Origin of the sequence: Halomonas sp. BL6, from assembly GCF_006228115.1 — a bacterium.
Taxonomy (GTDB): Bacteria; Pseudomonadota; Gammaproteobacteria; order Pseudomonadales; family Halomonadaceae; genus Vreelandella; species Vreelandella piezotolerans.
Window position 1 is genome coordinate 349,600 of the sequence record NZ_VDGL01000004.1, and the last position, 18,138, is coordinate 367,737.

The window sequence follows — 18,138 nt, forward strand, 5'->3', positions numbered from 1 at the left end:
ATACCTTGGAGTAAACACTCATGGCAGTTCAACAGAACCGTAAAACTCGTTCCAAGCGCGGCATGCGTCGTAGTCACGATGCGCTGAGCGCACCGACTCTGTCACAAGACAAAGAAACGGGCACCACTCATCTGCGTCACCATGTTTCTCCTGATGGTTTCTATCGCGGCCGTAAGGTGGTTGAGGTTTAAGCCTTAACACTTTACGAGTGGCATAACAGCGTGGGTGCAATGCGCCTAGCGATCGATGTCATGGGGGGTGACCAAGGCCCTCGTGCCATTATCGAAGGCTCTGCAAAGGCGGTCATCGAGCGACCTGACATTGAACTCACCCTGTTCGGCCCGCGTCAGCGTATCATCGCTGAACTTTCGCGCTTGCCGCAGCCTTTGGCTGCGGCAGCGTCACGTTTAGTCGCCTGCGATGTTTCTGATGCAGTGCCGCCCAGCGCATCGGCTGCCTGGGCGTTGCGGCGTGGGCACGAGACGAGCATGGCGCGCATGCTGCGCTATGTAGCAGAAGGTGGCGCCCATGCCGGGCTCAGTGCTGGCAATACCGCGGCGTTAGTCGCGCTGTCGCGGCGTGAGCTTGGCATGATCTCTGGGTTCTCCCGGCCCGCTATCAGTACTGCCATACCCTCACGGGGCGGTCGACGTTGCTACCTGCTGGATTTGGGGGCAAATGTAGATTCCCCCTCCTCACGGCTCGTTGATTTTGCCGTATTAGGGGCTGCTATGGCGCACTGCATAGATGGGATCGACCGTCCTCGCGTTGCGTTATTGAACGTTGGGGCAGAGGCCACAAAAGGCAGTGTGACCGTGCGGGAGACGGATCACTTGCTTCGGGAGTGTGCATCCTCACTGCCATTTGTATATCTAGGCTATGCGGAAGGTGGCGACATCTTTCAAGGCGAGATCGATGTCATGGTGTGCGATGGCTTTGTCGGTAACGTGACGTTGAAGGCGAGCGAAGGTTTGACTCGTATGTTGGTTGAGCGTGTGCAGTGGGCGTTTGAATCACGCCTATGTGGACGTTTGGCAAGTGTACTGGCCAAACCTGTGCTGAAACGGCTCAAGCAGGAGCTTGACCCCGTACGTTATAACGGCGCAAGCCTACTTGGGCTAAAACGGATTGTGGTGAAGAGCCATGGGAGTGCCGGTGCAGATGGGTTCTACTACGCTATTCAGCGAGCCTTGCAAGAAGTAGAACGCGATCTGCCAACCCAGCTTGCCAGTCGCTGGTCTTGAACCGAAGGCAAGCAAGACGCCACAAAACGTCGTACGATTTTTGCGGGTTATCGGTGGCCATTGGAGATGCCGTTCGCTGCGCGTCAGCGTTACCGATGACTACGCCTATCGCTCAACTGAGCAAATGCCTACAAGAGCAAAGGTGAACGACATGTCTCAACCCCTTGCCCTCATTTTTCCCGGGCAAGGCTCTCAGCAGCTTGGAATGCTGCGGGAGCTGGCCGAGCGCTATAGTGTGGTGGGAACGACATTTGAGGAAGCGTCCGATGCGCTGGGCTATGACCTATGGAAGGTCGTCCAGGAAGGCCCCGAAGATGCACTGAATGCAACGGCTTGCACCCAGCCAGCGCTGCTCACATCCAGCGTGGCTATCTGGCGAGTTTGGCAGGAGCTGGAAGGCCCTCGCCCTAGCGTAATGGCAGGTCATAGCCTTGGCGAGTACAGTGCGATGGTCTGCGCGGGCGTGATGGGCTTTGCCGAAGGTGTGCAGCTCGTTCGTCTACGTGGTGAAGCCATGCAGGAGGCCGTTCCCGCTGGCGAAGGCGGCATGGCTGCGATACTTGGTCTTGACGATGCCGTTGTTGAAGCCGCCTGCGCTAGCGCCGCCCAGGGTGACGTCGTATCGGCCGTGAATTATAACTCTCCTGGGCAGGTGGTCATCGCTGGCAGTAAAGCGGCGGTTGAGCGTGCCATTACGGCCTGCCAAGAGGCCGGTGCCAAGCGTGCACTGGCTTTGCCCGTTTCTGTACCGTCCCACTGTGCGTTGATGCGCCCCGCTGCCGAGCGTTTGGCCAATGCGATGCAATCGATCGAGCTACGCACGCCTCGCTACACCGTCATCCAAAACGTCGACGCCCAAGCCCATGCGGATGTCGACACGCTTCGTACGCGCTTGATCGAGCAGCTCTATCAACCTGTGCGATGGTCCTCTTGCGTTGAAGCCATGGCAGAGCAAGGTGCTAATGTCTTCATCGAATGTGGCCCGGGCAAGGTGCTGACCGGCCTCAACAAGCGTATCGTGCGTGGTGCCAAGGGATTGGCGGTCAACGACCCCGACAGTTTGGACGCAGCGCTCGAGCTTGCGCGCGAAACATTGGCGGGTAATGCGTGATAAACGGCGAATATCAGCTACCCTTGCTTAGTTCAGTGGAAGGAAACGTGTTATGACGCAAGAGAAACGTGTCGCCCTAGTAACGGGAGCAAGTCGCGGCATTGGTCGTGCCATTGCTCACGAGCTTGGTCGTCAGGGCCGTATCGTCATCGGTACGGCCACTAGCGACGCTGGTGCTGAGAAAATCGATGCCGATTTGAAAGCCAATGGCATTGAAGGCGCAGGCATGTGCCTGAACGTCACCGATCAGGCGAGCATCGATGAGGTGTTAAAGACGATCGGTGAGCGTTTTGGGGCTCCCACGATTTTGGTTAACAATGCAGGGATTACCCGTGATAACCTCCTCATGCGGATGAAAGAGGAGGAGTGGGATTCCGTGATGGATACCAACCTCAAATCCGTCTACCGTGTGAGCAAGGCTTGCCTGCGTGGCATGACCAAGGCGCGCTTTGGTCGAATCGTATCGATCAGTTCGGTCGTCGCGACCATGGGTAACTTGGGTCAAGCGAACTATGCAGCGGCCAAGGCTGGCATGGAGGGCTTTAGTCGTGCACTTGCGCGCGAGGTGGCGTCACGTGCCATCACGGTCAATGCCGTTGCGCCGGGTTTTATCGCCACTGATATGACTGAATCGCTGCCCGAAGCACAGCACGACATGTTGCTGAAACAGATTCCTTTGGCACGTCTGGGCGGGCCAGAAGAGATTGCTGCTGCCGTTGGCTTTTTGACGAGTGACGCTGCAGGGTATATCACTGGTGAAACGCTGCACGTGAATGGCGGTATGAATATGCGTTGATGGCCTTGGGTTTGGCGGTTGCGTCAACCTAAGGGCGTCTATAAACTACCCCGCAGCTTTTGGCTTGCGGTTTCCAAATAGCTGGTTATCTATAACGGCTAATGTGAACGACTGGAGTACGTTGATGAGTACTATTGAAGAGCGCGTAAAAAAAGTAGTGGCAGAGCGCCTGAACGTTAAAGAAGAAGACATCCAGAACAGCTCTTCTTTCACTGAAGACCTGGGTGCCGACTCTCTGGACACCGTTGAACTGGTGATGGCATTGGAAGAGGAATTCGATACTGAAATTCCTGACGAAGAAGCCGAAAAAATCACCACGGTTCAAGAAGCGATCGACTACGTAAACGCCCACCAGTAAGGGCGCGATCATCGCGAAGAGCCAGGGTGGGGTGTCTCCCGCCCGTATTAAAAAAGCCGTCCTGATAGGGGACGGCTTTTTTGCTTTACGCTCTCAATGAATATAACGTTCAAACTCCGTTATACTAGTCACCAAATTTCTGCAGCAAATGACCCAGATGGGTCGTGTCACCATGGATGCCTGGAGGAAAGCTGATGGCGCGAAGAAGGGTAGTGGTAACTGGGTTAGGCCTGGTGACCCCAGTGGGCAATAGCGTAGACGAGTCGTGGGCCAATATCGTCGCGGGGAAAAGTGGCATTGCGCCTATCGAGCACTTCGATACCAGTGGCTTCAATACACGCTTTGGTGGTTCGGTAAAGAATTTCGATATCAGCCCCTACTTGAACCCCAAAGATGCACGCAAGATGGATCTGTTCATTCAGTACGGCATGGCGGCCGGTGCGCAGGCCATCCAGGATTCAGGCATAGAGTGTAACGACGAGAACGCCGAGCGCATCGGTGTGGCTATCGGTTCAGGCATCGGCGGCTTGCCAATGATTGAACATAACCACAATGCGCTCAATAAAGGCGGCGCGCGCCGCGTGTCGCCGTTCTTTGTGCCGGGGTCCATCATCAATATGATCTCGGGCAACATGGCGATCCAGCACGGCTTCAAAGGGCCGAATATTGCCATTACGACGGCATGCACCACCGGTACGCATAATATTGGCTACAGCGCACGTACCATCGCCTACGGCGATGCAGACGTGATGATTTGTGGCGGTGCGGAAATGGCCACGACGCCGCTGGGTTTGGGCGGTTTCTCGGCGGCGCGTGCGCTTTCCACACGCAATGACGACCCTGAAGCGGCAAGCCGTCCTTGGGATGCCGAGCGCGATGGCTTCGTGCTCTCGGATGGTGCGGGCGTGTTGGTGTTAGAAGAGTACGAGCATGCCAAAGCACGTGGAGCCCACATTTATGCGGAGCTTGCAGGCTTTGGAATGAGTGATGATGCCTATCATATGACGGCACCTCCAGAGGACGGCCGTGGCGCGGCGCTCTCTATGAGTAATGCGATCAAAGATGCCGCCATCGATCCATCGGCCGTGCATTATATCAATGCTCACGGTACGTCGACGGCGGCTGGTGATTTGGCGGAGAGCCGTGCGATCGAGAAAGTGTTGGGTCATGCGGCTCAGCACGTGGCCGTAAGCTCCACCAAGTCGATGATTGGTCACTTGCTGGGAGCTGCTGGCGCCGTTGAAGCCGTTTTCAGCATTCTGGCCATTCGTGATCAGGTTGCGCCGCCCACCATCAACCTGGACAACCCTCAGGAGGGCTGCAATCTCGACTACGTCCCCCATACCGCTCGTGACATGCGTATCGATGTAACGCTGTCGAACTCGTTTGGTTTTGGTGGCACGAACGGCTCGCTGTTGTTCAAAAAGGTATAAGCCTTGATGCCGATGCCCCAGGTGCCTTTCGATGACCGCGGGCTGGCGTATGGCGATGGTCTATTCGAAACCGTCTTGCTACGTGATGGGCAGCCCGTGCTGTGGGAGTACCATCACGCCCGGTTGGCAAAGGGCTGCCAACGTTTGAATATTCCATTGCCGTCTGCTCGGCAGCTGTCTCAGGCGTGGCAAGCCCCCCCTAGGGCCGCTCTCGAGGTTCTCAAGCTCATTTTGACCCGTGGGAGTGGTGGTCGTGGCTACGCGATTCCTAACCAGGTAGCGCCCCGGCTGATGACTCGGCGTACGCCCTTTACGACAAACGAAACGCACTGGCGTGAGGGCGTATGCGTTCGTATGTGTCAACTGCGTTTGGGGCATCAACCGCTTCTGGCCGGGATCAAACATCTCAATCGGCTAGAGAACGTGCTGGCGCGTCAGGAGTGGCAAGAGCCTGACATCGCCGAAGGGTTGCTGACCGATCAAGCGAGTAATGTCGTGGAGGCCACCAGTATGAACCTGTTCTGGTCGTCAGAAGGGCGTTTGTATACGCCCTACATTGATCGTTGCGGTGTAGAGGGCACCCTGCGTGCTGCCTTGCTGTCTGAGGGCCTCATCCACGAAAGCCGTTTGTCCGCTGCAGCGTTGTCAAGCGTGGAACGGCTTTGGGTCGGTAATTCAGTTCAAGGGGTTTGGCCCGTGCGTGAGCTACGCGACGCCCACGGCAGTCGACTAGCGGCGTGGCCGCGCTTCAAGGCGGATCCGCTGCAAGTCGCGGCGCATCGGCTGCTCGGTTATCCAGGTACATTTCTATCGTAGGCAACCCCATAACATGATCGAGGTATCAACGTGAAACGGTTATTTGCCGTCTTAGCGGTATTGGTAGTGCTGGCGATTGCCGCCGTGCTAGGTGGCTATGCCTATTGGCAGCAGCGCCTTGCGGCACCCATTGTCGTTGAGGAACCCACGCTTTACCAAGTGCCTGCGGGTGCTGGATTTCATCAAGTCGTACGTGACCTGGCTTCTCAAGGCGTATTGAAAGACGTCTGGGCGTATCAACTGCTGGCTCGTATCGACCCAGAGCAGGTGCCGCAACTGCGGGTGGGAGAGTATCGGCTGATGCCCGGGATGAGCGGACTGGATGTCATTGCGTTATTGGGCAGCAATAACGTGGTGACATACTCGTTGACCGTACCGGAAGGTTGGACGTTTCGCCAGATGCGCACGTTGCTCGATACGGCCCCCAAGCTCGAGCATCGCACGACTGGCATGAGTGACGAAGCGATCATGACGCTTTTGGGGCGTGAGGGAGCTCATCCAGAAGGTTGGTTCTTTCCCGATACCTATCGCTACCATTTGGGCATGAGCGATGTGGATATCTTGCGTCAGTCCCTGCAGCGGATGGAGCGTATTTTGGAAGAGGTCTGGGCAGAGCGGGATGAGGATCTCACTATCGGGTCTCCTTACGAAGCACTCATCATGGCCTCGTTAATCGAACGCGAAACCGGAGCGCCGGAAGAGCGTCGGGAAATTGCCGGAGTTTTCAAGCGGCGTATGGAGCGCGGCATGCGTCTTCAAACGGACCCTACGGTCATTTATGGAATGGGCGAGCGCTACGAAGGGCGGATTACCCGTGCCGACCTGAGGGAAGCGACTCCCTACAACACGTACGTGATCGATGGTATGCCGCCGACACCCATCGCCATGCCAGGGCGTGCCTCGTTGGAAGCTGCGGTGAATCCGCTACCTGGTGAAACACTCTACTTTGTGTCGCGGGGAGATGGCACCCACCATTTTTCACGTACCCTGCGTGAGCACAATAATGCCGTCAACCGCTATATTCGTAATCGTTAAATCGCTGCCATCGACCAAGATGGCGTATCAATTGAGTAAGGGGCAGCAATGAGTAAGCGTGGGCGCTTCATCACGCTGGAAGGCGGTGAAGGGGTCGGTAAGTCGACCAACGTGGCGTTCGTCGAAGCGTGGCTGACATCGCGTGGAATCGATGTGGTGCGCACGCGGGAGCCGGGAGGCACGTCGCGCGCGGAGGCCATTCGCGAGCTGTTGCTAGACCCTGCGCCCAACGAGCCGCTCAGTGTCGATGCGGAGTTGTTGCTCGTCTTTGCCGCCCGTGCACAGCATTTGGCGGAGAAAATTCTGCCAGCCCTGGCGCGCGGCGCATGGGTGGTCTGTGACCGTTTTACCGATGCGACCTTTGCCTATCAGGGCGGTGGGCGAGGTATCGATACGTACCGAATTGCTCAGCTAGAAGCATTCGTTCAGAAAGGGCTTTCTCCTGATTTGACGCTTTTGCTCGATATGCCGCCTGACGCTGCCAGAGTGCGGCTAGAGGGGCGTTTACGCGATCTCAATACGCAGCGTGACCGGTTCGAGCAAGAGCGTGTCGAATTTTTCATGGACGTTCGCCAGGCTTACCTTGAGAGAGCTGCATCTGCTCCGGAGCGTTTTGCTCTCATTGACGCGGCCCAGCCGCTGCAAGACGTTCAAATGGTGCTGGGTCGTGTGCTGGAAGAGCGGGTTGCGCAATGGCAGTAACCGGCGTCTTGCCCTGGCACCACTCGACCTGGCAGCAGTTGGTGCGTCTGGCCGATAGCGGACGTTTGCCCCATGCGCTGCTGATCAGCGGTGCTCACGGCGTCGGCAAACAGCAGTTAGCGGAGGCGCTGATCGCCAGAGCGTTGTGTGCAGCGCCAAGCGAGCAGGCCTGCGGGCAGTGTCATAGCTGTGCCATGCTGGCGTCAGGCTATCACCCTGACTTGCTGCGGGTGTCGCCGGAGGAGGGGAAGCGTCAAATTCGTATCGACCCTATTCGCGATGTGAATCGGTTCGTGTCGCAAACGGCGCAGCAGGGCGGTTATCGCGTCATTGTCATTTCCCCGGCGGAAGCGATGAACGTTGCCGCGGCCAATGCGCTGTTAAAAAGCTTGGAAGAGCCTGGCGACAAAACGCTCTTTATCCTGCTCTCGGACGTGCCGTCTCGCACGTTGCCGACCATTCGCTCACGATGTCAGCAGTGGCCACTGGCCAGCGTAGCGTTCGAGGCATGTAAAGGCTGGCTGACGCAGCATCTGGGAGGTGATGAGGCGCACTTTTGGTGGCGTGTCTCCGGTGGTTTACCGCTCTTGGCAGTGGAGCTTGCCGCTCCCGACGAGCGTACCCTGAGGCATCAAATTCACGACTGTTTCGAGCAGTTAGTGCGCGGGGCAGAGCCGGTATCCGAGGCAGCAAGGTTGGACCGCCAGGCGATCGATGCCATCTTATGGTACGGTATCGCTTGGCTTGAGGACTTGATTCGTCTGGGGCTTTCCGGCGAGCAGAGTGTGTTGCACAATCCTGATTTGGTGCCACTCTACCGACAGGCGGTAAAAAACGGTCGCGTTCAAGACTGGTTCCGGCTGCTGGATTATGCCCGAGAGCAGCGCCGCTTGTTCGCCGTAGGGGCCAACCCAAATCCCCAACTCGTTTTGGAAGCGTGGCTAGTTCGCTGGTCTGCGCTGCTACGCTCCTAACCACTGGTTGTAACGAGGTCGTGATGGCTGCCCAAAAAGCGCTCTCTTTGACGATACCGGATGTACCAACGCTGTTGTCCGCCTACATGCCCTTTTTGGACCGAGGTGGGATTTTCGTACCGACGAAAACACTCTACAGCCTGGGGCAGTCGGTCATGCTGCTGCTGACCCTGCCAGGGGAGAGTGAGCGTCTTTCGGTGACAGGACAGGTGATTTGGATATCTCCCGAAGGCGTGAGCGGTCGGCGTATGCCGGGCATCGGCGTTCACTTCAGCCAGCAGGATTACTCCGTTCGCGACCGTATCGAGACGCTGTTGGCGGGCCAGCTCGATAAAGCGCCCCCTTCATTTACGCTTTAATTCAGCGATTTTTCTATACACTCAAAGAGCCTTGCATGTTTGTCGACTCTCACTGCCATCTCGATCGTTTATCGGAACATACCCACGGTGGCGACGTAGCAGCCACCCTGGCCGCTGCGCGTCAAGCGAACGTTAGCCAGTTTCTCGCGATTTCGACGACGCTGGAGGAGCTGCCTGGGCTGGCCGCCATTGCCAGAGAGCACCCTGACGTTGCGATCTCCGCCGGTCTGCACCCGCTGTATCAGGCGGCGCACGAACCCAGCGTGGACGAGATCGTCGAAGCTGCCGAGCAGTATGGCGCGGTGGCCATTGGCGAGACCGGGCTGGATTATCACTACCAGGAGAGCGTACCGCTAAGCGTCCAGCATGAGCGCTTCAAACGGCACCTAATGGCCGCAAGCGAACTAGAGCTACCGGTGATCATCCATACCCGTGAGGCGAAAGACGATACGTTGGCGCTGCTGCGGGAACACAGCAATCCTCAGGTAGGGGGGGTGATTCACTGCTTCACCGAAGATCTGGAGATGGCCCGGGAAGCCGTGCGGCTGGGTTTTTACATTTCGCTTTCCGGTATTATCACCTTCCGTAACGCTGTGTCACTGCGTACGCTGGCACGCCAGCTTCCACTGGATAGGCTGCTCATCGAAACCGACAGCCCCTATTTGGCACCCGTTCCCCATCGCGGAAAGCCCAACGAGCCCGCGTGGGTCGTCGAGGTGGCTGAGTGTATTGCCCGTGAACGAGGCATCAGCGTCGATGAAGTTGCGATGCAGACGACGGTGAACTTCTACCATCTTTTCCGGGCTGCCGTGCCCGATGCGCCTGCCCATGTGAAAGAGGCGCTGGCACGATCTGGGCTGGTAGTGTAACGCGCTATCTTTTGGGGAGCATGGCAATGAACATTGATCGGCTACTTCAGCAATCCGGCGGCTCGGCGACCATTCCCCCTGTCGATACTTGGCAGCCCGAGCTCACGGGCGATATCGACATACGCATCCAGGCGGATGGCACTTGGCTGCATGAAGGCAAGCCTTTCGCACGCCCGGCGATTGCCAAGGTGCTTGCCAGTCTTTTGCGGCGGGATGCGGAAGGGTATTGCCTGGTGACCCCCGCTGAGCGCTGGCGCGTCAGCGTCGAGGATCGTCCATTAGTGATCGTCGAGGCCGATTTTCGCGACGACGCCTGGTGGCTGACCACCCAGTTCGAGGATGTGGTGCGCCTGGACGCTGATCATCCCTTATCGCTGTCGATGACACCTGAAGGTGATTTAGCGCCCGAGTGTGCCATTCGCTTTGGCTTAGCAGCTCGGCTGCACCGCAACGTGTTCTATCGCTTAGTGGAGCAAGCCCGCGTCGAAGAAGCGGCAAGTGGACAAACGGTTTGCCGACTCTATAGTGCAGGAAGCTGGCATCCACTTGGTCAATGGAGCGATAGCTTGCCAAGTGAGGCGCCGTGAAGCTAACGGCCGAACAGCAAGCAGTGGTTCACCATGGCGAAGGGCATGCTCGTGTTGCCGCCGTGGCGGGAGCGGGTAAGACCACGACCATGGCCGCTCGAGTACTTCATCTGCTATCGAGCGGCGTTGCTCCCAAGCGAATGCTGGTGCTGATGTTCAATCGTTCTGCTAAAGAGGATTTCCAGCGGCGCCTGGCCACCATGGCCCCAGATGGGCAACCGCTGCCCGATGTGCGCACGTTTCACTCTCTGGGGCATCGTCTGACGCAAAGCTTGTGCCGTTGGGGGGCGCTGGCCCCTAGACGGTTACTCTCTGCCGAGTGGCAGATGGAGCGCTTGCTGCGTCAGGCTAGTTTGAACGTGCTGGCCGACCAATTGGAGCGCCGTGACGCTGCGCTAGAGGGCGACCGCCTGGAAGCACTGGCGCATTTTTGCGGGTTGGTAAAGGCGGAAATGCTATCTGCCGAGACCCTCTACGAGCGGCTTCAGTTCGAGCCTGACACCGATTACTTTCCTGCTGCCTTCGCCGAGGCCGAACGCCTTTTGGAGGCGGAAGGAGTGATGAGCTATGCGGATCTGCTCTACCGTCCCGTACAGGCCCTGGAAGCCGATGACGCACTTCGCCAGCGCGTCGAGGGGTTTTTGGATCACGTGATCGTCGATGAGTATCAGGACATCAATACGGTTCAGCAACGACTGCTCGCCGTGCTGGCCGGTTCCACTGCGAGCGTTATGGCGGTGGGCGATGCCAACCAGTGCATATACGAGTGGCGGGGGGCACGCCCTGATACGATGCTGGAAAACTTTACCGCGACGTTTGGTGACGCCACCGACTATCCGCTCTCAATGACCTTTCGTCATGGGCACGCGCTGGCGCTCACGGCTAATCACGCCATCATGGCCAACCGCCGACGGCCTGATCAGCTCTGCTTGGCAGGGGCTCGCAACCCGGCGACCCGCATCAACGCAGGTCAAGGCAGCCGTTTTTTGCTGGATGCGCTGATCGATTGGCAATCGCAAGGGCGCGCTCTGAGCGATGCCAGTCTGCTCGTGCGCAGTTGGGCACTGTCGGTGCCGTTCCAGCTCGCACTGCTTCAGGCGGGTATTCCCTTTCGAATGTTGCGAGAAGACCGCTTTGTGTTTCGCTTGCCTTTGGTGCAGGCATTGGCGGGCTATCTGAAGCTCTCCAGGCGCCCAGAGCTGTTACAGGATCCCGAGCAGTTGCTGCTGTTATTAGCTCAGCCAACCCCGTTCGTTGCCAGAGAGCGCTTGCAGCGCCTGGCCTACCAGCTTGCGAGTACTCAGCAGTGGCCGGAGCGCCATGAACCCGTGCTGGCCGCATTGAAACCGCTTCAGCGGCGCACCCTCAAAAAACGCTGGGAATTGCTGTGTGAGTTGCCGAGGCTGAGTGCTTGGCCACCGGCAAAACTGCTCAGTCACGTGGTCGAGGTTATCGATGCAGAAAAGACGTTGAAGCGTGCCGCTGCGAGACGCGACAAGGGGGAGGAGGACGTACGACTGCTAGATGTACTGATCGAGCAGGCCGAGAGTGTACAAGACCCCGATGCGTTCATCGAACTGCTCGAGCGCCCCGTGGAGAATCAGGCGGGTGGCGTATTGATCAGTACGGTGCACGGTGCCAAAGGCCTCGAATGGCCTTTGGTGGCGGTGGCCGGGGTCAACGAAGAAGACTTTCCTTACTACAGTCACGATAACCCCCTGAGCGACGAGCGATTGGAAGAGGAGCGAAGGCTATTTTACGTCGCCATTACTCGTGCCAAAGAGCAGTTGCTCGTTCTGCACGATGGCGGTGTCCACAAGCCAAGCCGCTTCATTGCTGAAAGTGCCTGGCAAGACGGTATGCGCATTGCCGAGCATCTTGCACACGCCCAGCCACCGAGTGACCCGGTAGCGGTGAATGCACCAAGCTTGGTCGAGCGCTACTTGAAAAAGATCGGGCGCGAGGATATTGCCCTGGCGGCACCTCAGGTGAACGAAACCGTGGCTGGTTATCGTGTACACAGCCATTTCTACCCTGGTCAACGGCTGCTACATGCGGTGTTTGGCGAAGGTGAAGTGGCCGCCGTCGAAGGCAACCCCTCCGACCCCGTCATCGACGTTCGCTTTGTCCAAGCCGGCCGGCGACGTTTGATTGCCCGTCGTGCGCCCATCGAGATCATGGAGTCCGCAAGCTAGCGTTGACGTTCCGTTTAGCTTGTCAAGGAGGCTCTTTTAACTGTTGTCAGGACCGATTGGTTCAATGGCGTTTGACTTAGTCTAGTCTGGCCGATTAAATGCTTGGCAGTTAACCATTTACCCAGCAGGTAATCGGCATGCTAAGGCAGTTTGTCAGGTCGTGCGCCATTTCCCTTGCGGTTTACAGCGGCGTTATATCGGCCGACACGTCACTGCCCAGCGTTAGCCTGAATGGGTTCGGCACGCTAGGTGTCGTGCATTCAGATATTGCTGATGCCGATTTCGTGGCCGATCCGTTCGCCTCCTCGGGTGCGGGTTTCAGCGGGGAGTGGAGTGCTGAAGTTGATAGCCGATTGGGGCTTCAAACGACGCTTGCCGCGACGTCTTCCCTCTCCGCGACCGTTCAGGTGGTCAGCGAAAAACGCTTCGATGGCTCCTACTCGCCGGATATCGAGTGGGCCTATCTTCAGTATGACGCGACGCCGTCGTTAAGCTTTCGCGTAGGTCGCATGGTGCAAGGAAGCTTCATGAATTCCGAGTACCGCAAAGTGAGTTTTGCTACCCCTTGGATCAGACCGCCTGCTGAGATTTATCGTCTCGTTCCCGTCGCCAATTTCGATGGAGTCGATCTTCGCTATCGCTACTATTTGGGTAAGGCGATCAACGATGTGCGTCTGAGCTATGGTGGCGGTAGCGTGGAGTATGAGACAGGAGATATCGACTCTTCCGACTCGTGGGGCCTTTCTCAGCATACGCGGTGTGGCAATACGACACTTTTTGCCAGCTATGGCGAGCTCAGTGTACAAGCCGATGAGTTGACCCAGTTCTTCGATGTTTACCGGCTTTTTGGGCCTCCGGGAGAGACCTTGGCCGAGCGTTATGAAGTCGATGGCAAACCCATCCGCATTTTGAGCTTTGGCGTCAACTACGACCCCGGTTCATGGTTTGTGGAGGGGGAGTGGGCCAAGTTTTCTTCGTCGACTCTCCTGGGCAGTAGTGAAAACGCTCACTTGACGGCGGGCTATCGCATTGGCCAATGGACCCCCTATGCGGCACTCGGACGTGCCCGTGTTCTGAGCAATCGATCCGAGCCCGGACTGACCCCTGGATTTTATCCCTCTCCCTTTTCTGAGGCGGCCGTGGTGCTCAACAGCACGCTGAATGCCGTGCTGTCGTCTGGGCTATCACAAGACAGCAGCACCCTTGGTTTGCGTTGGGATTTTCGCCCGGGGATGGCGCTAACGGCACAATATGACCATATCGATTTTCGCTCCGGTTCCCCTGGCGGGCTGATCAATCAGCAGCCCAATTTCCAGCCAGGGGGCAATATAAATCTGTTTAGCCTCGCGCTCGACTTTGTGTTTTAAGGAGCGTGACAATGGCAAAGCGACTATCTCAAGCATGCTGTTGTTTACTGCTCGGCTTGCTTCCCTGTGCAGGCGTTGCTGACTTGGTCGTGGTGGTATCTGCAGAGACAGGACTGACTCGGATCCAGCGTCAAGAGCTGAAAGACCTTTATTTGGACAGCCGAACGCGGCTTCAAGGGGGGGCGGCGATAACGCCTATCGACCAATCCGAACGGTCACGTGAGCGAGACGAGTTTTATCGTCGCTACATCGAAAAGACACCGGCACAGTTGCGCGCCCATTGGGCGAGGTTGATTTTTACTGGTCGAGGCCAGCCGCCTCAAACGCTTGCCGATAGCCAGGCCGTGGTAGAGAGGCTCGCTCGCGACCCCGGCGCCCTTGGCTACATTGATGCCCGTTATTTGGATGATCGGTTGCGGGTGGTGACGATTGAGTAACCTCAAAGGACCATCGCTGCGCCTGGACGCGCAGCATAGGGTACATTCGTGGCGCGATCGATTAGCCGAACCATTGGTGCTTTTTGGTACGGTCGGCCTTTTGATCGTGCTGATCATCGTAAGCAGTACCCACTATTTGGTCAGTCGTGAGCAAGCGGCGATCAGGCGTCAAATCGAGCATTCGATCGGCGATATAGCAGATACCTACGAAGCTAGGGTGTTGAGATCGCTGCGAGAGATCGATGCCACCTTGAAACTCGTCGATTTCGTCGCTACCCAGCAGCGTTCAGATATCTTGACCACGCTTTCTGAGAGGAACTTGCTGCCACCCGGGTTGATTTTTTCAGTGAGCATCGTTGATGGACAAGGAAGGGTAAAAGAGAGCACGAGCCCTTGGGAGCTAGCCACACAGGGCGACACTTTTCCCACGCTGCCAGATGTAACCGAGTTAGTGGTCGAGGCGTTTTCGGCGGCGGGGCGCCAACAGCTGCTATTTGCTAGAAAGCTTAGCAATGAGAGTAACGTCCCTGAGTGGGTGACGTTAACCGTCAGTGCTGACTACTTCGTCAGTGGGTATGATGCGGGGTCACTGGGGGAGCGCGGGTTACTCGCGTTAGTGGATGCTGGGAACGTCACGCGTATTGCCCGAAGTGGCTCCCAGCTAACCTCTCGCACCATCATGGCGTTGCCGTCCTATGACGAGATTATGAATAGCGACGATACGCCCTTCCTCACGCATTGGATGGAGGTCGAGAGAATGACCTTGGTCCGGCCGCTGTTTCGTTTTCCTCTGTCCATCGTGGTAGGCATCTCGGTGGAGGAGCAGTTGGCGAGTGCTTACCCGATGGCGCGTCGCTACTGGTTGCGCGCGCTGTTTGTGAGTGTCGCCGCCCTGATGTTTCTTGGGCTCTTGGCGCGGCTTAGCCATCAGTTGCAGCGAGAGCGTCAGCGAGTGATGGATGAACGGCTGCGCCACGCCCGCCATATCGAGCACCTTGCGTTTCACGATACCCTGACCCAGCTACCTAATCGAGCTTACCTGAGCTATGTGGTGGACCAAGCGATTGGGCAGCATCGTGAGTCAGAAGAAGGCTTTGCCTTGCTGTTCTTGGATTTGGACCGCTTCAAGAGCGTCAACGATACCCAAGGCCATGAAGCGGGAGATAAGTTGCTACGGCTGGTTGCTAAGAGGCTGCTGGCTTCGGTGCGCGAACATGATGTCGTTGCTCGGCTGGGGGGCGATGAATTCGTTATTTTATTGAGAAACATCACCCAGCGAGAGCCTGTGACACGAATTACCGAACAGCTGGTGACCGCTATACAAGAGCCTTTCGCTTTACAAGGGCAAACGTGTTTGATTTCGGTCAGTATTGGCGTGGCGTTATTCCCCCATGATGGGGCCGACGAGCAAACGTTGATGAAGCGTGCTGATGCCGCCATGTATCGCGCCAAGCAGGCGGGCAAGAACACCGCGTATTTTCATGAGCGGTGGTCGGTGTAAGAGCGCGAAGGTAGCCAGAGGCATGTATGCTGCCCCTTTGAAGGGGCAGCAACAATCGAGGTGGACTTACATATTGGGATAGTTCGGTCCGCCGCCACCTTCTGGTGCTACCCAGGTGATGTTCTGGGCAGGGTCCTTGATATCGCAAGTCTTGCAGTGCACGCAGTTTTGGAAGTTGATCTGGAAACGCGGCTGGCCTTGATCGTCTTCGACGACTTCATAGACGCCCGCCGGACAGTAGCGCTGTGCGGGCTCGGCGTATTTAGGTAGGTTATGGCGAATCGGTAGGTCGGGGTCTGCGAGACGCAGGTGGCAAGGCTGATCCTCTTCATGGTTCGTGTTGGACAAGAACACTGACGTGGATTTGTCGAACGATAGCTTGCCATCCGGCTTCGGGTAGACGATTTTCTCGAACTCAGCGGCCGGCTTCAGCGCCCCATGATCGGTCGTCGTATCATGGACGTTAGGTAGTTTATTGCCCAGAAGTTGATTCACGAAGTTATAGGCACCGCCACCCACCGTACCGTATTTATGAATGGCGGGTCCGAAGCTCGCACTCTCTTTTAGCTCCTGGTAGGCCCAGCTAGCTTCCCACTTGCTGGTGAAGTTGGCGAGCTCTTGTCCCCCTTCATCACCCCCTTTGATGGCCTCGAAGACGCTCTCGGCAGCCACCATGCCCGATTTCATGGCGGTATGCAGGCCTTTGATTTTGGCAAAGTTTAGCGTGCCCGCGTCGCAGCCAATCAGCAGACCACCTGGGAACGTCATTTTCGGCAGGCAGTTGAACCCACCTTTGGCAATGGCCCGTGCGCCGTAAGCGACGCGTTTCCCGCCTTCCAGGTATTGGCTGAGCTCCGGATGATGTTTCATACGTTGGAATTCATCGAACGGGGAGAGCCACGGGTTTTGGTAGCCAAGATCCATGATCAGTCCAACGACGACCTGCTGGTTCTCTGCATGGTAGAGGAACCAGCCGCCGTGGGTGTTGCTATCTAGCGGCCATCCGGAACCGTGCACCACTAGGCCAGGTTCGTGCTTGTCGGCGGGCACATCCCACAGCTCTTTCAGGCCAATACCGTAGTGCTGCGGATCGCGGCCTTCATTCAGAGAAAAGTCGTTGATCAGTCGCTTGCCCAAGTGGCCTCGCGCACCCTCGGCAAAGAGCGTGTACTTAGCGCGCAGCTCCATACCAGGCATATGGCCATCTTTGGGCGTGCCATCGGCACCCACGCCCATATCACCAATCAAAATACCGCGAACGACATCCTCTTCGATGATGACTTCCTGGGCGGCAAAGCCAGGGAAAATCTCGACGCCCAGCGACTCCGCCTGTTCCGCAAGCCAGCGGCACAGGTTGCCCGCACTAATCACGTAGCGCGTCAGATCGCCGCCAGTGTTGTACATGCTTTTGGGAACGAGCGCATTGGGGATTTTCTGCGCTTTCTCGGCATCTTTGAGCAGATATACCTCGTCGCGAACGGCGGGCGTCGTCAGAGGGGCGCCGCGCTCTTCCCAATCAGGAAACAGCTCTGCCAGTGCGCGGGGTTCGAAGACCGCGCCAGATAGAATGTGGGCGCCCACTTCCGAGCCTTTTTCGACGACACAGACGGTGAGTTCCTGCTCGGCTTCGTTTGCTTGTTGCATCAAGCGGCAAGCGGCGGCAAGGCCTGATGGGCCTGCGCCGACGACGACAACGTCAAAGTCCATTACATCGCGCTCAACGTTTTCCACCCGGTTTCTCCTTATTCTCATAAGCGCCATCGTTGTCGGGCTAGTGAATAGGCACTAGCTTATAAAAAGATGGCCTTAATTTAAAACGGTCGTTTGCTTCTGGTTATCTCCCATGATAGGCATAATACCCGTGTCAGGTCACCCCTACGATGGCAAATGCGCACTTTATCCATACTGATTAGGCAAGCGACTCCCATGGGCTACGACCAAGGCCGCACGCAGAGAGAGTTGTTGATGGTGGGTAGGCTGTGGCAAATTGATAGGGTTTTTCATTTACCAACCTATCAAACGCTTGCATGAATTTTTTAGCGTTGCCCCGTTAGTGGCGGCGCCTGTTCGGGTTAACGGCCTCTATTACGAGCCAAGCGAGGAACCTATGAAAGTACTCGTCGCGGTGAAACGCGTCATCGACTACAACGTCAAAATCCGCGTCAAAGCGGACCACTCCGATGTTGACCTTACCAATGTCAAAATGGCCATGAACCCCTTCTGCGAAATTGCCGTGGAAGAGGCGGTGCGCCTGAAAGAGAAGGGCGTGGCCACCGACGTCGTGGCCGTCACGGTCGGCCCCAAGGCCGCCCAAGAGCAGCTGCGCACCGCGCTGGCGCTAGGGGCCGACCGCG

The 18,138-nt window shown here is 57.2% G+C and carries 18 protein-coding genes and 1 pseudogene; 18 read left to right on the top strand and 1 reads right to left on the bottom strand.

From position 1 onward, the window contains the following. Positions 1–20 precede the first annotated feature (20 nt). The 17 genes from rpmF (at position 21) to FHJ80_RS11210 (ending at position 15,784) form a co-directional block, all read left to right on the top strand. Positions 21–191 (top strand): 50S ribosomal protein L32, encoded by a 171-nt coding sequence (gene rpmF / locus FHJ80_RS11130; RefSeq protein ID WP_009099300.1) that lies wholly within the window; start codon positions 21–23, stop codon positions 189–191. Positions 192–230: 39 nt separating this feature from the next. After that, positions 231–1,244 carry a phosphate acyltransferase PlsX gene (gene plsX / locus FHJ80_RS11135; RefSeq protein ID WP_139527223.1) on the top strand — a complete coding sequence of 338 codons (1,014 nt, stop codon included), beginning with the start codon at positions 231–233 and terminating at the stop codon, positions 1,242–1,244. A 151-nt stretch (positions 1,245–1,395) separates the two neighbouring features. Next, complete coding sequence (fabD, locus tag FHJ80_RS11140) at positions 1,396–2,355, top strand: ACP S-malonyltransferase (RefSeq protein ID WP_139527224.1); 960 nt, start codon at positions 1,396–1,398, stop codon at positions 2,353–2,355. Positions 2,356–2,407: 52 nt separating this feature from the next. Continuing rightward, complete coding sequence (gene fabG / locus FHJ80_RS11145) at positions 2,408–3,151, top strand: 3-oxoacyl-ACP reductase FabG (RefSeq protein ID WP_139527225.1); 744 nt, start codon at positions 2,408–2,410, stop codon at positions 3,149–3,151. Positions 3,152–3,275: 124 nt separating this feature from the next. Further along, on the top strand, positions 3,276–3,509 hold the full coding sequence (acpP, locus tag FHJ80_RS11150; RefSeq protein ID WP_008956801.1) for an acyl carrier protein: 234 nt from the start codon (positions 3,276–3,278) through the stop codon (positions 3,507–3,509). 194 nt (positions 3,510–3,703) lie between these two features. Next, positions 3,704–4,942 carry a beta-ketoacyl-ACP synthase II gene (gene fabF, locus FHJ80_RS11155; RefSeq protein WP_139527226.1) on the top strand — a complete coding sequence of 413 codons (1,239 nt, stop codon included), beginning with the start codon at positions 3,704–3,706 and terminating at the stop codon, positions 4,940–4,942. Positions 4,943–4,948: 6 nt separating this feature from the next. Beyond that, positions 4,949–5,758: an aminodeoxychorismate lyase gene (pabC, locus tag FHJ80_RS11160; protein ID WP_139527227.1), complete on the top strand. Its 810-nt coding sequence runs from the start codon at positions 4,949–4,951 to the stop codon at positions 5,756–5,758. 30 nt (positions 5,759–5,788) lie between these two features. Then, positions 5,789–6,793: an endolytic transglycosylase MltG gene (gene mltG, locus FHJ80_RS11165; RefSeq protein ID WP_139527228.1), complete on the top strand. Its 1,005-nt coding sequence runs from the start codon at positions 5,789–5,791 to the stop codon at positions 6,791–6,793. A gap of 48 nt (positions 6,794–6,841) precedes the next feature. Further along, positions 6,842–7,495, top strand: a complete 654-nt coding sequence (tmk, locus tag FHJ80_RS11170) for a dTMP kinase (RefSeq protein ID WP_139527229.1) — start codon at positions 6,842–6,844, stop codon at positions 7,493–7,495. Continuing rightward, the gene (locus FHJ80_RS11175) at positions 7,486–8,469 is read left to right on the top strand and encodes a DNA polymerase III subunit delta' (RefSeq protein WP_139527230.1); all 984 of its coding nucleotides are present in this window, start codon (positions 7,486–7,488) and stop codon (positions 8,467–8,469) included. The genes tmk and FHJ80_RS11175 overlap by 10 nt, the downstream gene beginning before the upstream one ends. A 23-nt stretch (positions 8,470–8,492) precedes the next feature. Continuing rightward, entirely contained in the window at positions 8,493–8,828 is a 336-nt protein-coding gene (locus FHJ80_RS11180; protein ID WP_139527231.1) for a PilZ domain-containing protein, read from the top strand. A gap of 35 nt (positions 8,829–8,863) precedes the next feature. Then, positions 8,864–9,697: a TatD family hydrolase gene (locus FHJ80_RS11185; protein WP_139527232.1), complete on the top strand. Its 834-nt coding sequence runs from the start codon at positions 8,864–8,866 to the stop codon at positions 9,695–9,697. A gap of 26 nt (positions 9,698–9,723) precedes the next feature. Then, complete coding sequence (locus FHJ80_RS11190; protein ID WP_139527233.1) at positions 9,724–10,284, top strand: DUF1285 domain-containing protein; 561 nt, start codon at positions 9,724–9,726, stop codon at positions 10,282–10,284. Further along, positions 10,281–12,479 (top strand): ATP-dependent helicase, encoded by a 2,199-nt coding sequence (locus FHJ80_RS11195; protein WP_139527234.1) that lies wholly within the window; start codon positions 10,281–10,283, stop codon positions 12,477–12,479. The genes FHJ80_RS11190 and FHJ80_RS11195 overlap by 4 nt, the downstream gene beginning before the upstream one ends. Positions 12,480–12,616: 137 nt before the next feature. Next, positions 12,617–13,846, top strand: a complete 1,230-nt coding sequence (locus FHJ80_RS11200) for a porin (RefSeq protein WP_139527235.1) — start codon at positions 12,617–12,619, stop codon at positions 13,844–13,846. Positions 13,847–13,857: 11 nt separating this feature from the next. Next, positions 13,858–14,283 carry a phosphate ABC transporter substrate-binding protein gene (locus FHJ80_RS11205; RefSeq protein ID WP_139527236.1) on the top strand — a complete coding sequence of 142 codons (426 nt, stop codon included), beginning with the start codon at positions 13,858–13,860 and terminating at the stop codon, positions 14,281–14,283. Between the two features lie 76 nt (positions 14,284–14,359). Next, positions 14,360–15,784: a diguanylate cyclase domain-containing protein gene (locus FHJ80_RS11210; protein WP_139527237.1), complete on the top strand. Its 1,425-nt coding sequence runs from the start codon at positions 14,360–14,362 to the stop codon at positions 15,782–15,784. 66 nt (positions 15,785–15,850) lie between these two features. Here FHJ80_RS11210 and FHJ80_RS11215 read toward each other — a convergent pair whose 3' ends face one another. Next, the gene (locus tag FHJ80_RS11215; RefSeq protein WP_139527238.1) at positions 15,851–17,515 is read right to left on the bottom strand and encodes an electron transfer flavoprotein-ubiquinone oxidoreductase; all 1,665 of its coding nucleotides are present in this window, start codon (positions 17,513–17,515) and stop codon (positions 15,851–15,853) included. A 376-nt stretch (positions 17,516–17,891) separates the two neighbouring features. On the opposite strand from FHJ80_RS11215, the pseudogene FHJ80_RS11220 reads away from it, so the two are divergent. Beyond that, positions 17,892–18,138: pseudogene (locus FHJ80_RS11220) on the top strand (electron transfer flavoprotein subunit beta/FixA family protein); the annotation flags it as partial.